The sequence below is a fragment of the Orenia metallireducens genome, assembly GCF_001693735.1.
Taxonomy (GTDB): Bacteria; Bacillota; Halanaerobiia; order Halobacteroidales; family Halobacteroidaceae; genus Orenia; species Orenia metallireducens.
Map to the genome: position 1 here is coordinate 157379 of NZ_LWDV01000007.1, position 14580 is coordinate 171958.

17 protein-coding genes are annotated in these 14580 nt (G+C 32.2%); all 17 read right to left on the reverse strand.

Annotated elements, in window-relative coordinates:
* Nucleotides 1-115: 115 nt before the first annotated feature.
* Nucleotides 116-1816, reverse strand: coding sequence for an NADH-dependent [FeFe] hydrogenase, group A6 (locus U472_RS03605; protein WP_068715601.1), 1701 nt, complete (start codon nucleotides 1814-1816; stop codon nucleotides 116-118).
* A 41-nt stretch (nucleotides 1817-1857) separates the two neighbouring features.
* A complete protein-coding gene (gene nuoF / locus U472_RS03610; protein ID WP_068715603.1) occupies nucleotides 1858-3660 on the reverse strand; it encodes an NADH-quinone oxidoreductase subunit NuoF in 1803 nt (600 codons plus the stop codon).
* 33 nt (nucleotides 3661-3693) lie between these two features.
* Complete coding sequence (locus tag U472_RS03615; protein WP_068715606.1) at nucleotides 3694-4059, reverse strand: (2Fe-2S) ferredoxin domain-containing protein; 366 nt, start codon at nucleotides 4057-4059, stop codon at nucleotides 3694-3696.
* Nucleotides 4060-4066: 7 nt separating this feature from the next.
* A complete protein-coding gene (locus tag U472_RS03620; protein WP_245684731.1) occupies nucleotides 4067-4594 on the reverse strand; it encodes an ATP-binding protein in 528 nt (175 codons plus the stop codon).
* Between the two features lie 19 nt (nucleotides 4595-4613).
* Entirely contained in the window at nucleotides 4614-5111 is a 498-nt protein-coding gene (nuoE, locus tag U472_RS03625) for an NADH-quinone oxidoreductase subunit NuoE (RefSeq protein WP_068715610.1), read from the reverse strand.
* A 391-nt stretch (nucleotides 5112-5502) separates the two neighbouring features.
* The gene (rfaE2, locus tag U472_RS03630; RefSeq protein ID WP_068715612.1) at nucleotides 5503-5985 is read right to left on the reverse strand and encodes a D-glycero-beta-D-manno-heptose 1-phosphate adenylyltransferase; all 483 of its coding nucleotides are present in this window, start codon (nucleotides 5983-5985) and stop codon (nucleotides 5503-5505) included.
* The gene (locus U472_RS03635) at nucleotides 5982-6971 is read right to left on the reverse strand and encodes a bifunctional heptose 7-phosphate kinase/heptose 1-phosphate adenyltransferase (protein WP_068715614.1); all 990 of its coding nucleotides are present in this window, start codon (nucleotides 6969-6971) and stop codon (nucleotides 5982-5984) included. Before U472_RS03635 ends, rfaE2 begins: the two co-directional genes overlap by 4 nt.
* On the reverse strand, nucleotides 6971-7564 hold the full coding sequence (locus U472_RS03640; RefSeq protein WP_068715616.1) for a D-glycero-alpha-D-manno-heptose-1,7-bisphosphate 7-phosphatase: 594 nt from the start codon (nucleotides 7562-7564) through the stop codon (nucleotides 6971-6973). Before U472_RS03640 ends, U472_RS03635 begins: the two co-directional genes overlap by 1 nt.
* A gap of 19 nt (nucleotides 7565-7583) precedes the next feature.
* Nucleotides 7584-8165, reverse strand: a complete 582-nt coding sequence (locus U472_RS03645) for a hypothetical protein (RefSeq protein WP_068715618.1) — start codon at nucleotides 8163-8165, stop codon at nucleotides 7584-7586.
* Nucleotides 8166-8177: 12 nt separating this feature from the next.
* The gene (locus U472_RS03650; RefSeq protein ID WP_068715620.1) at nucleotides 8178-9242 is read right to left on the reverse strand and encodes an HD-GYP domain-containing protein; all 1065 of its coding nucleotides are present in this window, start codon (nucleotides 9240-9242) and stop codon (nucleotides 8178-8180) included.
* Nucleotides 9243-9516: 274 nt separating this feature from the next.
* Nucleotides 9517-9783 (reverse strand): HPr family phosphocarrier protein, encoded by a 267-nt coding sequence (locus tag U472_RS03655; protein WP_068715622.1) that lies wholly within the window; start codon nucleotides 9781-9783, stop codon nucleotides 9517-9519.
* A 660-nt stretch (nucleotides 9784-10443) separates the two neighbouring features.
* Nucleotides 10444-10602 carry a hypothetical protein gene (locus U472_RS16710; protein WP_176714104.1) on the reverse strand — a complete coding sequence of 53 codons (159 nt, stop codon included), beginning with the start codon at nucleotides 10600-10602 and terminating at the stop codon, nucleotides 10444-10446.
* A 284-nt stretch (nucleotides 10603-10886) separates the two neighbouring features.
* A complete protein-coding gene (locus U472_RS03660) occupies nucleotides 10887-11087 on the reverse strand; it encodes a cold-shock protein (RefSeq protein WP_068715624.1) in 201 nt (66 codons plus the stop codon).
* Between the two features lie 361 nt (nucleotides 11088-11448).
* Entirely contained in the window at nucleotides 11449-11922 is a 474-nt protein-coding gene (locus U472_RS03665; protein WP_083189732.1) for a GAF domain-containing protein, read from the reverse strand.
* 43 nt (nucleotides 11923-11965) lie between these two features.
* Nucleotides 11966-12190, reverse strand: a complete 225-nt coding sequence (locus U472_RS03670; RefSeq protein ID WP_068715628.1) for a YdbC family protein — start codon at nucleotides 12188-12190, stop codon at nucleotides 11966-11968.
* A 322-nt stretch (nucleotides 12191-12512) separates the two neighbouring features.
* Nucleotides 12513-12713, reverse strand: coding sequence for a cold-shock protein (locus tag U472_RS03675; protein ID WP_068715630.1), 201 nt, complete (start codon nucleotides 12711-12713; stop codon nucleotides 12513-12515).
* Nucleotides 12714-12825: 112 nt separating this feature from the next.
* Nucleotides 12826-14190 (reverse strand): 23S rRNA (uracil(1939)-C(5))-methyltransferase RlmD, encoded by a 1365-nt coding sequence (gene rlmD / locus U472_RS03680; RefSeq protein ID WP_068715631.1) that lies wholly within the window; start codon nucleotides 14188-14190, stop codon nucleotides 12826-12828.
* Nucleotides 14191-14580: the final 390 nt, after the last annotated feature.

A 14580-nucleotide genomic window follows, 5' to 3' on the forward strand; every position in this document is an offset into this window, starting at 1 on the left:
CCATAAATAGTGAGAGTATTAATATTATCAGAATAAAAACATTAAATCAAACAACTCACACTAAGATTAAAAAAGGCAGATAGATTAATCTATCTGCCTAAGATAAGAACTAATATTAGTTCTTATCTCTCTTCTGATATTTTGTATGAAGTAGATGATGTGAATGTCCACCTAAAGGCTCACCTAAATAATCATCATATAATTTTTTAATCATTGGATTTTCATGAGATTTTCTGATAATTCCAGATTCATCTATATTTCTTAATCCTAAAGCACGTTTTTGCTTAATCTCTTTACTAGTTGGAAGAGGTTGACCTCCACCTCCAACACAACCATTAGGACAAGCCATAACTTCAATAAAATGATACTTACTATTTCCTGCACGTACTTCATCCAATAATTTAGCTGCATTTGCCAATCCATTAGCAATAGCTACATTAACTGTTTGACCTGCAACCTCTAATGATGCTTCTTGAATACCTTCAAACCCTAAGCCAAGTCTTCCTAAAGGCTCTCCATCTAATTCTTCTTTAACAGTTCTTAATGCTGCTTCAGTTACCCCACCAGTAGTACCAAAGATAGTAGCAGCACCAGTATGAGATCCTAACATTTCATCATATTTTTCATCTGCTAAAGTAGTAAATTTAATACCCATCTCTTTAATCATACGAGCTAATTCACGAGTAGTCAATACAGCATCAGTATCTCCTAGTAACTCCTCACGTTCTTTTTCAAACTTCTTAGCTGTACAAGGCATAACTGCAACAGTATAGATATCTTTAGCATCAATGTCAGTCTGCTCCGCATAATAGCTCTTAGAAATAGCAGAGAACATAGACATTGGAGATTTAGCACTTGATAAATTATCGATTAAGTCAGGGTAGTTATGCTCACAGAACTTAACCCACCCAGGACAGCAAGAAGTAATATGAGGTAAATTCTTATTACCTTTAAATCTCTGAATAAATTCATTTCCTTCTTCCATAATTGTTAAATCAGCTGCAAAGTCTGTAGTAAATACCTTATCAAAGCCTAATCTTCTTAAAGCAGCAGCCATCTTACCAGTTACTACTGTACCAGCTTCCATTCCAAACTCTTCACCAAGAGTAGATTGGATAGATGGAGCAGTTTGTACTACAACATGTTTACTATCATCTTCTAAAGCAGCCCATACTTTGTCTACCTCACTTATTTCAGTAATTGCAGCAGTAGGACAAACAGTAGCACATTGTCCACAGTTAGCACAGTTAACTTCACTTTGTGGTAAGTTAAATCCTGTACTTACAATAGAATTAAACCCACGCTCTGTAAATTCTAAAGCAGATACTCCTTGTACCTCTTCACATACTCTTACACAACGTCCACAAAGAATACATTTATTTGGTTCACGTTTTAGTGATGGTCCACTAGCATCTACTGGTAAGTCTCTCTTTTCACCTTCAAAGTCAACTCTAGTAATCCCTAAATCATGAGTAATATCTTGTAATTCACAAGTTCCGTTTCTATCACATCCTAAACAATCATTAGGATGGTTAGCCAACAATAACTCTACATTTGTTTTTCTAGCAGCCCTTGCTTTAGAACTATTAGTACTGATCTCCATTCCGTCATTAACTGGAGCTACACAAGATGCTAATAGTCTTCCACTCTTTACATCTTCTACAACACAGACACGACAAGAACCATGTAAAGATAAATCAGGATGATAACAAAGAGTTGGAATCTCGATTCCTAACTCACGAGCAGCTTCTAACAAAGTAGCTCCTTGTTGAACTTCGACTTGCTGACCATCTATTGTCAAAGTAATGGTATCCATTCTTTAGTCACTCCTTCTTAATTTCTTGATTTCTTATTCAATTATGCTTGAGAAATTGCATCAAACTTACATTTACTTACACAAGCTCCACAAGAGATACATTTATCTAAATCTATTGTATGTGGCTCTTTTACAGAACCTTCAATTGCATCAACTGGACAGACTCTAGCACAGGCTGTACATCCGATACAAGCATCTTCATCTATTACATAGCCCTTTAACATATCTTGACAAGCTCCAGCAGGGCATGTTTCATCATAAATATGAGCCTCATACTCATGACGGAAATATTTTAAAGTACTTAATACTGGATTAGGAGCAGTTTGACCTAAACCACATAAAGAAGTAGATTTGATATTCTCTGCTAATCTTTCTAACATCTCAATATCTCCATCTTTACCTTCACCAGAAGTAATTCTATTAAGAATTTCTAACATACGTTTTGTACCTTCACGACATGGGGTACACTTACCACAAGACTCGCTTTGAGTAAAGTTAAGGAAGAACCTAGCTACGTCAACCATACAAGTACTATCATCCATTACTACTAATCCACCAGATCCCATCATTGCTCCAACTTCTGTCAAGGAATCATAGTCAACTGGTAAATCTAATAGTTCCTCTGGTAAACATCCACCAGAAGGTCCACCGATTTGAACAGCCTTGAATTTGTTACCATCAGAGATTCCTCCACCAATATCATAGATAATCTCTTTCATAGTAATACCCATTGGCACTTCAGCAAGACCAGTATTATTAATCTTACCAGTTAAGGCAAATACTTTAGTACCCTTACTTCCTTCAGTACCGATTGCTTTATAAGCCTTAGCACCATCTCTAATAATATTTGGTACATTAGCATAACTCTCTACATTATTAATGTTAGATGGTTTACCCCATAAACCTTTTTCCGCTGGAAATGGTGGTCTTGGACGAGGCATACCACGCTTACCTTCAATTGAGTTCATTAATGCAGTCTCTTCACCACATACAAAAGCTCCTGCTCCTGCTTTAATGTGTAAATCAAAGTTAAAATCTGTACCAAAGATATTTTCTCCTAATAATCCATACTCTCTAGCATCATCAAGGGCTTTTTGTAGACGCTCAATAGCTAAAGGATACTCTGCACGTACATAAACATAACCTTCATCGGCACCAGTAGCATAAGCACCAATCATCATACCTTCAATAATTCTATGAGGATCTCCTTCTAATAAACTTCTATCCATGAATGCACCTGGATCACCCTCATCGGCATTACAAATAACATACTTCTTATCACTTTCTGCAGCAGCAGCAAATTGCCATTTTAGTCCTGTAGGAAATCCTCCACCACCACGACCTCTTAATCCTGCTTCTTTAACTTCTTCGATAACTTCTTGTGGAGTCATCTCAGTTAATGCCTTACCAATAGCTTCATACCCACCATTAGCAATATATTCTTCAATACTTTCTGGGTCCATATGACCACAGTTTGCTAAAACTAATCTTTGTTGTTTTTTATAGAAATCAATCTCTTCATAAGAAGGAATGTTCTTTTTAGTATTTGGTTCAGTATACAATAATCTCTCTACAGTTCTTCCCTTTAAGATATGCTCCTCTACTAATTCAGGCATATCTTCTGGAGTAAGTTCACAATAAAATACTCCTTCAGGATACATAATCATAATAGGTCCCTTTTCACAGAAACCATGACAACCAGTCTCTACTATTTTAATTTCGCTAGTTAAATCATGCTTAGCTAACTCTTCTTTTAAAGCATCTTGAGCCTGTTTACAACCAGAAGAAACACAACCTGTTCCTCCACAGACCAGAATATGCGATCTATAAATTGATTGTTCCATTATCTTTTTACCTCCTTGATAACTTGGAATTGATTAGTCTTCTAATTTAGCAACAGCTAAATCTTCTACAACCTTACCGTTAACTATATGCTCAACAACAATCTTACTTACGTCATCTTTAGTTAAATTACCATAAGTTATTCTCTCTTTACCTGGCATTTGAACATCTAACAATGGTTCCTTTTCACACATTCCGATACAGCCAGTTTGTGTTACGATTACATCTAAGTTACGCTTATTTATCTCCGCCATAACAGCTTTTAAAATCTCTCTAGCACCAGCAGCAATTCCACAAGTACCCATACCTATAATCACTTTAGCCTTATTACTAGTCTTTCTAGCCTGTATATCCTTTTGAGCTTTCTCTCTTAACTTTCTTAATTCTTCTAATGATTTCATTAATTATTCACCTCCGCAAGTCTTCTAAACCTTCAGTTAGATAACTTTCTAGCCAAGACAATATTTCAGGAAGATTAATCTGAACATCTTCAAGTTCCTCTTTAATTATCCTTGTATCAAAAATAAACTCATTATCATTGATTAAATGCCTATATAATAGGTCAAGATCTGGATTTACCGATAAAATAGTAATTATAGTCCCTACTAAATCTCCCAAAGGAGCCCTATCAATATGACTATATTTGAAATCAACAGTTATCACAGTTCCCTCTCCAAGGGTTGACTCAATCTTTAAATCACCTTCACACTGTTTAGCAGCCTGTTGGAACAAGGATAATCCTAACCCAACTTTTCTAGTGGTTCGAGAAGTTACAAAAGGATCTAAAACTCTTTTTTGTAACTCTTCACTCATTCCACAGCCATCATCAATAATTTTAATTAATAACTTATCATTTTTTATATCTTCATCGATTAATAATTGAATCAACTCTGCTTTTGCTTTAATAGAATTCTGGATAATATCTAAAATATGCAAAGATAATTCTCTCATAATCTTAAGCTTTATATTTCTCTAAAATAGCTGGAATCTTATCAGGTGTTAAACGACCATGAGTATCATCATTAATCATAATTACTGGAGCTAAACCACAAGCACCGATACAAGCTACTGATTCCAAAGTAAACTTAAGATCTTCAGTAGTCTCTCCATCATCTACACCTAATTCCTCTTTTATCTTGTTTAACACTTGACCACCACCACGTACATGGCAAGCAGTCCCCATACATACACGGATAATATTTTCACCGCGTGGCTCTAAATGAAATTGAGAATAAAAAGTTACAACACCATAAACTTGGCTTAAGGAAAGATTTAATCTATTAGCAATTTCCTTAATAACCTCTTCTGGTAAGTAACCATATTCATCTTGAGCTTTTTGTAATACAGGAATTAAATCCTTTTGCTTTCCTTCATATCCTTCTAAGATAGTTTTTAATGGAGCTAAATACTTCTCTTTACTCTCTGTAGAATTTCCACATTGGCATTGACCCATTGTATTTCGCTACCTCCTTTAGTATAATTTACAAATTGATAATGTGATATATATTACAGCAATTATAACTCATATAAGTTATAATTATTTTAAAACTTAATGATAATAATAATCAAACCCAGAAATGTGAATTATATCACATTTCTAACTTACGAATCTAATTATACAGTGTACCTCAATATAATGTCAAAATTGATATTAGTTTAACAAAGTATAAGGAATTAAGTAATAACTAGGTTTAGATAGGGTTACTCGATTTTAATTGATAATGATTTTCATTATTTTTTGCAAAAGAATAGCCTTGCTTGATATCCAATTAACAATTAATAATATGTAATTCCATTATATGCTTAATTCATCCAAAAAATAAAAAAGAGAGATCTAATCTCCCTTAATATCTCTTTAGTATCTCTCCTATAATGTTAGTTGTAGATGCACCTTTTATCTCTGATACCAAATCAATCTTTCCTCCATAACTTGCTACTACTTCAGCTTCTGGCAACTCTTCTATCTGATAATCTCCACCTTTAATGTAGATATCAGGTTTTAAGATAGCAATAGTTTCGTTAGCTGTCTTTTCTGAGAAGATAGTTACATAATCAACCACTTCAAGATTTGCTAACATTTCTGCTCTTTCTATTTCAGGAATTATCGGTCTCTTATCCCCCTTAAGTAACTTAACTGATGAATCACTATTTAGAGCAATTACCAATAAATCCCCCCTGGCTTTAGCTTCTGCTAGATAACGGGTATGCCCTACATGAAGAATATCAAAGCACCCATTGGTAAAGACAATCTTCTTGCCTTCTGTTTTCTTCTCTTTTAAAATAATCTTTAACTGATCTCTTGGTTGAATCTTCTCTATAATACTCATTGAGCATCACCAATAACCTCTGCTAATTCTTCCCGACTTGTTGTAGCAACACCGGACTTCTTAACTACAATCCCAGCAGCATAATTGGATAATTTCATAGCTTCTACCATTTCTGCACCACTTGCTAAAGCTAAAGTTAGAGTAGCTATTACTGTATCACCAGCACCTGTCACATCAAAAACTTCCGTATAATTTGAAGCCGGAATATGGGTTGTTCCAGTGTCAGTAAAGACTTGCATACCTTCTCCACCTAAAGTTACTAACATTGCTTTAGAGTTTAAATCCTCTTTTAACTTCCATCCAGCCTTTTCAATATCATTAGCTGATTTTAATTTAAACCCCACTGCTTTTTCTGTCTCCTCTTTATTAGGTGTGGCAATAGTAATACCTTTGAAGGTCATCAATTCATACCTAGAATCAACAGCTATAATCTTATTATGTTTATTAGCAATAGAGATTACCTCTTCTTTTATCCTGTCAGTAAAGACACCATTACCATAATCCGATAAGATTAAAGCATCAACTTCAACAATAACCTCTTCTACATAATTAATTAATTCATCTTCAATTTCTTTGGAGATATCATGGGTCTCTAATTTATCTACCCTTACCATCTGTTGCTTTACAGTCTGACCACCACCAGCTAAAATTCGAGTCTTAACTGAAGTGGGGCGAGAACTATCTACAATCAGACCATCAGTTATCATTCCATCTGCTTTTAAGTTATCTACTAACTTTTCTCCTACTATATCATTTCCAATTACTCCTGCTAAATAGACCTGTCCATCTAAAGCAGCCACATTATTAGCAGCATTGGTCCCTCCACCAGGTAATATCTTATGATCAGTATGCCTTAATATTAAAACAGGAGCTTCACGAGATAAACGTTCTGGTTGTCCAATAATAAATTCATCTGCAATCATGTCTCCAAGCACCAAAATCCTCCGTTTATCAAAAGAAGTTAAATAATCAAGCAATTTAACCATTAATCTTCCCTCGCTTCAATATCCATTAGTATCCATTCAACTGCATCAAATAAGTCTTCAGCTATATAGTCAGGCTCTACCTTCCAATTATCTTGTGCATTTTGGTAATCTCCCATTCCATAGCCAGTCAAAACTAAAATACCTTTAGCTCCTACTCGATGAGCTACCTCAACATCACTTATCTTATCACCAATCATATAGGATTTTTTTAAATCTACGCCAAACTCTTCTTTCCCCTGTAATAACATTCCAGGTTCTGGTTTGCGACAGTTACATTCTTTCTTAAACTTACCTTCTCCTACCCGAGGATGATGATGGCAATAATAGATTGCATCTAAATAAGCCCCTTCAGATTTTAATAACTCTTCTAATCTATTATGAACTTGTCCAATCATCTCTTCTTTAAAATAACCTCTAGCAACACCTGCTTGATTAGTTGCTAAGATTGCTTTAATTCCAGATTGATTTAATTTCTTGATTGCTAGTCCACTTCTTGGAAGCAATTCATATCTATTAGGATGATTTACATAACCAATCTCTTTACTTACTGTTCCATCTCTATCCATAAAAACCGCTACATCACTTAAATCCATCTAAATAAACCCCTCTTCCTTAAAAATAATATCTAGTTCCAATATTTAAACCTTCAGTATCCTCTTGTCCTGAAAACTTTCTATGTCCAACCTCTAAGTATATATTTTCAGTTAATCTATAATCAAAGCCTAGCATATATCCTAAATAATTACTATCTTTCTTTAATAAGACATCTATTCCTAAATTTAAATCTAAAAGTTTATTCTCTTTTTTAGAATATAAAACACCAATTCGCGGATAACCTTCCTCAAAATCAGTGTGATAACCTACAACAGCAGTTACATCATAATCAAGCTCATTTACAATATTAAGTTTAGCATTAATATCTAATTTGTTATCTTTCTCATCATCAATACTTTGATCATCAGACTCACCAATATAAGTATATATTCCCTCAATTCCAAAGTTTGAAGATAATCCAAATTCTGTTTCTAGATTTAAAGCTCTAATCTCTCCATCTAAAACTTGAATTCCATAGGCTAAAGAAGAATCTCCTTTACCTATTTCAGCCTGTGACATAGCATTAGCACTACCACTATTAAAAACAGCCATAAAGCAGAATACTAACAATTGTATAATTAGTACATTTTTTATTCTCACTATGAGTCCTCCTTAATTATAGATTACCCTACTTATCTTAAAGTTATCATTATGTATCAGATCAACCTCTTTAATATCTTCTATCTTATTACCATGCTCATCTTTAATGATTCTAACAATAGGTCGGCTCAAATCCTCTTTGTTAACATCTACTACTATGCCAACTTGATTATTACTCAATTCTACCATTGCTCCTACTGGGAAAATAGCTACATGCTTAAGTAAAGCATCTACACATTCAGGATTTAATTTAACCCCCTTTAATTCATTGATAATCTTTAAAGCCTCATGGGGCATTAATTTACGCTTATAAACTCTATCACTAGTTAAAGCATCATAAATATCAGCTACTGTAACTATCTGAGCCCATTTGCTAATCTCTTCACCTTTAAGACCTCTTGGATAGCCAGATCCATCAACATATTCATGATGTTGATAAGCAATATGTGCAGAAAGAATACTTATCCCTGCTACTTCTCTAATAATATGATAGCCATAGGTTGAATGCTTCTTAACCTCCTCATATTCTTCTTCTGTTAGCTTACCTGGTTTCATAATTATATCTTTATCTACTTTAATCTTACCTACATCATGTAAAAATGCCCCTATTGCTATTTTCTTAACATCTTCTCTTGTATAGTTAAAATGTAATGACATTAAAATTGACAGTATTGTTACACCAACAGAGTGCTGAAAAGTATAACTATCGTAAGTTCTAATATCATTTAAGTGTATAACTACATGATTTTGTAGAAGAATCTCATCTAAAATACTATCTACTGCCTGATTAACCTTAGCAAGGTCAATTTCTGAGCCAGATTTAATAGATTCCATAGTATTCTTTACAACTCTGATTGCTTCTAATCTTGTTTTATCAGAGATAGGTTCTGGGGCCTTTACATCTGGAAAATTATCATCCATAATATAAATTTCAGGTATATTCATCTTTTTTAGTCGCTCAATATAATTATCTTTTAAAGCCATACCTGCACCAAGTAATAATTGTCCTGATTCATTGTAAATTGTCTTTGCTAGTTTCATTCCTTCTTCTAACTTATCAATTGGAATCGGCTTCATATTATCCCACCATTTCCTCAATTATTCTAGTTTTATAGCTAACACCTCTTTTTTGTGCTACCCATTTAATCACTAGTTAATAAGATATACCAACTACAACATTATAAAGTATAATCCCAAGGTATTGCCTAAAGAGCTTCTATTTATTATAACATATTTGAATCAACAATTCATTTTCAACTTTAAATTTATTATAAATTTATAATTATAACCTAATCTAGTATTAGTAATAACAAATAATAGCTAAATCATTCATACTAAAATCTACTTTAATTTATTCTTCACCAAATTTGTTATTAATAACTTCAATAATCTTATCTAAAGCTGTTTGTTCATCCTTACCATCAGCTCTAATAATAATCTTTTCTCCATAACCAATAGCCAAAGACATAACACTTATTATACTTTTTAAATTAGCTTCTCTATTTTCATGAATAATTTGAAGGCTACAATCAAATTTATTAGCTGCATCTATTAATAGTGAAGCAGGTCTTGCATGTAATCCAGTCTTATTTTGAATAGTAACTTTTTTAGTTAACATTCTATCACCTCTTAACTATAATTTTTTTATTATTTCTATATTCAATAAGTAAATCCCTTTTAAATTTTAATTTTCCACTGTAGTAATGATTATATCAGTTTATAAATGATCTGTTCCTTATAGGCTTCTCATCTCTTCATAAATAATCAACCACAATAATATAGTAGTTTATTTACGTGTTTAAAAACAACTATAGCATAGCCAAAAATAAAATGTTTATAGTACTCGAGTAGAATTTTTCATACAAATTTAGACATATATTAATCTCAAAAGATCATAAAATTAAGCTTATATACTATAATAATTATCATTTTTTATTTATATTACTATTTAATTATTATAAATATTTTATTAATTTTTACCAAAAAAAATTTATTGATTATAAAAAATTAATATATCCTATAAATTTTCAACTCTAAAACAAAATTTATAATCTCAGACTTTACTCATCATTTGTTATTAATTACTTCATCACTGTTATCTAACATAAAGTATAGAAGAGTTGCTAAAGCAACTCTTCTAATTAATATTAATCTTCAACTTAAAAGAATCTTTTCTATAATTTTAATAGTAGATCATTAAATAATTCAGTTTGCCTATTCACAATAAATTTATCTTTAAACTAGTAATTTACTTTCTTATTTTTTGAAAAAGTAAATCCTATATCCATGGTAAAAATCGGATGATTCCTGAATGTATAGAGATAAATTCAATAATACTTCTACCTTTGAAGTTTTCAAATAATTTCCCACTACACTTCTGGCAGTATTCTTGGAAGGAACTATTTACCTCTCCACAATACCTACACTTAACTTTCATGTTATCCCCTCCTTATATAGACTTGTAAACTTATAGGGTTATATTATATGTTACATTATATTTGGAGGATATTAAAATGTTCCAACTTTTTATTTCAATCTAAGAAATGTAAACCTCATCTAAGAATTAACTTTAAATTGAAGTATAGTCGGATAATATGATTAGTAGTTAAAAATATTATAAGTTTTACTCTAAAATTAGAAAGAGCAGCCTGTAATTATAATTACAGGCTGCTCTTTTCTTTAAATAATATCTATATATTACTAATTATAGCTAACACATAATTATAGCTTAACTACATTAGCAGCTTGAGGACCTCTATCTCCCTCAGTAATTTCAAACTCTACTTCTTGTCCTTCTTCTAAAGTCTTGAATCCTTCATCTTGGATAGATGAAAAATGTACAAACACATCATCTCCAGCTTCTCTTTCAATAAATCCATAACCTTTTGCTCCATCAAACCATTTAACTGTTCCTCTTTCCATAAAACTTAACTCCTCCTATTTCTTAACTATTAGTTGATTTCATTATAACATAACAAGGAAATATTGGCAAAATTATTTAGTCATTATTACCCGTTAGCTTCATATATTCTAATAATTTTAATAAGTAACTATGATGTTAAACTTTTTATATAGAGTTATATATACGGCTACTATCAATTTCAATTTACTAAGTAATTTAGCTAAAAGTTTATATAATACGCGTATTATGTGGGTGATTGTGAAGCTAACCGTATTCCCAGTTATAGTATATCAAATTATAGAGATTTAATTCTGTAATAAAGAATTTTTTGATAATTATTTTCTTGCTATTAGGTTATAGTGGATAATTAGTAGCACTAAACTAAATTGAATATCTCCACTCAGTCTCTTTTATTAAGATTGAAACCACTTCTTCTAGATACTTCTGGTCCACTTCATCAAACCTTGCTTTAATTGGACTATCTATATCCAATACGCCTTTTATTTGATTGTCAATAATAATTGGTACTACAATCTCTGAACTGGAAGCTGCATCACAGGCAATATGTCCAGAAAAATCATGAACATCTTTGACAACTAAAGTCTCCTTCTTTTCAACAGAAGTACCACATACCCCTTTACCTTTAGCTATTCTAACACAAGCAGATTTCCCTTGGAAGGGTCCTAACACTAGCTGATCTTCTTTCCATAAATAGAAGCCTGCCCAATTAACTTCTTCTAAATTATTATATAGTACTGCTGAAACATTGGCTAAGTTAGCCATTAGATCACTCTCAGCTGAGGTCAACCCTTTTACTTGTAAGATTATATTTTGATAGATTTCTTCTTTAGTCATATCCATTAGCTCCTTTTAGTTATGATAATATAAATATCTTATATTAGCCTAAATTCATACCATTAAGAGTATCTCTTAATCTTTTTAATTCTTCTTTAGTTAAGGTAATACCTTTCCCCATCTTCTCATGGTCAGGAGCCCAGTCTCTTAAATCATATTTTGCTGCTCTACCATTCCAACTAATAAGGTTTAATTCCTTGGTCCAACCCTTAGGTGATTCTGAAATTTTTCCTATCTTTTCAAGAATTTCATACTTTATATTTGCCATTAATATCCTCCTTGTTTTATAAGCATTATTAGTAAATTCAATCAAGTAAATCCATGATATATTTTCTAATAAATAAAAATTATTCTTTAAAGAATAATTTTTGTAGTTCATTATTCTTCTATATTATTTCTATTATTCCTGCCGATAAACTTGATTTTTCAATTAATCCCTATAGAAATTAAACTATGGACAGTAAATCTTAAAATATTAACCCTATACCAGTTTCATATATCTAATAAAAAAGAGCCTCCCAAATAACTTGGAAGACTCCTTTTTTACCTAAGTAATAATCTATATATTACTGCTTACGCATAATATCCAATTATAACTTAATTACATTTGCTGCTTGAGGACCTCTATCTCCTTCAACGATATCAAACTCAACAGCCTGACCTTCGTCTAGAGATTTGAATCCGTCACCTTCGATAGCTGAGAAATGTACGAATACATCATTTCCACCTTCTTGTTCAATAAATCCATAACCTTTTTCTGCATTAAACCATTTTACTGTACCTTTGTTCATAAAAAATAATTCCTCCTATTTATCGCCTTGTTAGGCCTTAATGACTTAATTATAGCATATTATATTAATATCGTCAAAGAAAATTTAGAAATAAATTTAAAAAAGTCATTTATTATCCTTTGACTAGTCTTGCTACTGTCTCTACATGCCCAGTATGTGGGAACATATCCACACATTTAACCTCTTCTATCTTATATCCTGCATCTTGAAATTCCTTTAAGTTTGGTGCCAAAGTCTTAGGATTACAGGATACATAGACCATCTCTTCACATCCAAAATTAATTATCTTCGGTAAAGCTTTAGGATGAATACCTGCACGAGGTGGGTCAATAATGATTAAATCAGGTTTCTCTTCTAACTCATCGATTTTCTCTAATACATCTCCTGCAATAAAGCGGCAATTATCCAGTCCATTCAACTGAGCATTCTCTTTAGCCATCTCCACAGCTTCTTCTACTATCTCAATTCCCACTACCTCTTTCGCTTTAGATGCTACAATCTGCCCAATAGTTCCTGTTCCACAGTATAAATCATAGACTAGCTTATTATCAGCATCACCTAAAAATTCTTTGACTACAGAATATAGTTTCTCTGCTCCAAAGGTATTTGGCTGAAAGAAGGAAAAGGGCTTAACTTTAAATCTTAATCCTAGTAACTCTTCATAATAATGATCTCTACCATAATGAACAATTAATTCTTCACATTTAACAGCATCAGAGAAGTCATCATTAATAGTTTGCAAAAATCCAACTAGTTCTCCCTTATAATCTAGCTTTTGCAGCTTTTCACTTAATTCAATAGGATCATGATTTATTTGGGATGTTGTCACAAGGTTAATTAAAATCTCACCTGTATTCAAACCTTTTCTTACTACCAAGTGGCGTAGATACCCTTCTCTACTTTGAATATGATATTTCTTAAATCCTTTTTCTCTAAAGTAATCTAAAACCGTTGTTAAAACTAAGGTGAAATCATCATCTACTAGCTTACAACCACCTACACTAATAATATCAAAGCGCCTTGCTCTAGGATGCATTCCTAATTGAAGTTGTCCATCCCGTTCTAAATCTCCAAAACTGAACTCCATCTTATTTCTATATTCAAAGATACTAGGACTAGGCTCAATTCCTAGAAATTTATAATCCTCTATTCCATTTTCATCAAGTAACTTCTTAACTTGCTTTTCCTTATTATCAATCTGTAATTTATACTCGATACTCTGCTGACTACATCCTCCACACTCTCCGTAATGAGGGCACTTTGCTTCTATCTCTAAAGGGGAGCTCTCTAGTACTTCTAATAGCTTCCCTTTGTAATGGTTACTTCTCTTTCTAGCAAGAAAGGTCTTAACCTTCTGCCCTGGTAGAGCATTCTTGACTCTAATCTCATGCCCATCTACATAAGCAACACCTGTATTAGGAAAGACAGTATCCTCTATTGTGACCTCTAATACTGCTCTTTTTTTGACTTTAGCCATAGTTATTTCTCCTCTCATCTTATATATGATAACTATATTTATATATAATGGTATAGAAACTTTTAAAAGTGAACTAACCTTTAACTAAGTTAATTAAAAAATTATTACGAGAAAGCTTATCAGCTTTTTTCTCGTGTTACTTTTGTCATTGCCACAAAAGTAACCAAAAGGTCTAGAAAAAATTCAACTCACTTCGCAACTAAATTATTTATTATTAGTATTAATTAGATTCTTTAATTAAAATTTTATTAAAAATTTAAATTTTAGCTCACCTTTTGCTTCGTTCAAACAGGAATTTTTTCGGTCTAAAACCTTTAATTCTCGATTCTAAATTCTCAATTTAAAATAAAACCGCTATATAAATTAAATTTTACTTTATAACTGTACACC

Excerpts from the sequence above, each read along its gene's own strand:
- U472_RS03605 (WP_068715601.1), bottom strand. The coding sequence starts at position 1,816 with ATGGATACCATTACTTTGACAATAGATGGTCAGCAAGTCGAAGTTCAA.
- nuoF (WP_068715603.1), bottom strand. The coding sequence starts at position 3,660 with ATGGAACAATCAATTTATAGATCGCATATTCTGGTCTGTGGAGGAACA.
- U472_RS03615 (WP_068715606.1), bottom strand. The coding sequence starts at position 4,059 with ATGAAATCATTAGAAGAATTAAGAAAGTTAAGAGAGAAAGCTCAAAAG.
- nuoE (WP_068715610.1), bottom strand. The coding sequence starts at position 5,111 with ATGGGTCAATGCCAATGTGGAAATTCTACAGAGAGTAAAGAGAAGTAT.
- rfaE2 (WP_068715612.1), bottom strand. The coding sequence starts at position 5,985 with ATGAGTATTATAGAGAAGATTCAACCAAGAGATCAGTTAAAGATTATT.
- U472_RS03635 (WP_068715614.1), bottom strand. The coding sequence starts at position 6,971 with ATGGTTAAATTGCTTGATTATTTAACTTCTTTTGATAAACGGAGGATT.
- U472_RS03640 (WP_068715616.1), bottom strand. The coding sequence starts at position 7,564 with ATGGATTTAAGTGATGTAGCGGTTTTTATGGATAGAGATGGAACAGTA.
- U472_RS03650 (WP_068715620.1), bottom strand. The coding sequence starts at position 9,242 with ATGAAGCCGATTCCAATTGATAAGTTAGAAGAAGGAATGAAACTAGCA.
- U472_RS03655 (WP_068715622.1), bottom strand. The coding sequence starts at position 9,783 with ATGTTAACTAAAAAAGTTACTATTCAAAATAAGACTGGATTACATGCA.
- U472_RS16710 (WP_176714104.1), bottom strand. The coding sequence starts at position 10,602 with ATGAAAGTTAAGTGTAGGTATTGTGGAGAGGTAAATAGTTCCTTCCAA.
- U472_RS03660 (WP_068715624.1), bottom strand. The coding sequence starts at position 11,087 with ATGGAAAGAGGAACAGTTAAATGGTTTGATGGAGCAAAAGGTTATGGA.
- U472_RS03665 (WP_083189732.1), bottom strand. The coding sequence starts at position 11,922 with ATGACTAAAGAAGAAATCTATCAAAATATAATCTTACAAGTAAAAGGG.
- U472_RS03670 (WP_068715628.1), bottom strand. The coding sequence starts at position 12,190 with ATGGCAAATATAAAGTATGAAATTCTTGAAAAGATAGGAAAAATTTCA.
- U472_RS03675 (WP_068715630.1), bottom strand. The coding sequence starts at position 12,713 with ATGAACAAAGGTACAGTAAAATGGTTTAATGCAGAAAAAGGTTATGGA.
- rlmD (WP_068715631.1), bottom strand. The coding sequence starts at position 14,190 with ATGGCTAAAGTCAAAAAAAGAGCAGTATTAGAGGTCACAATAGAGGAT.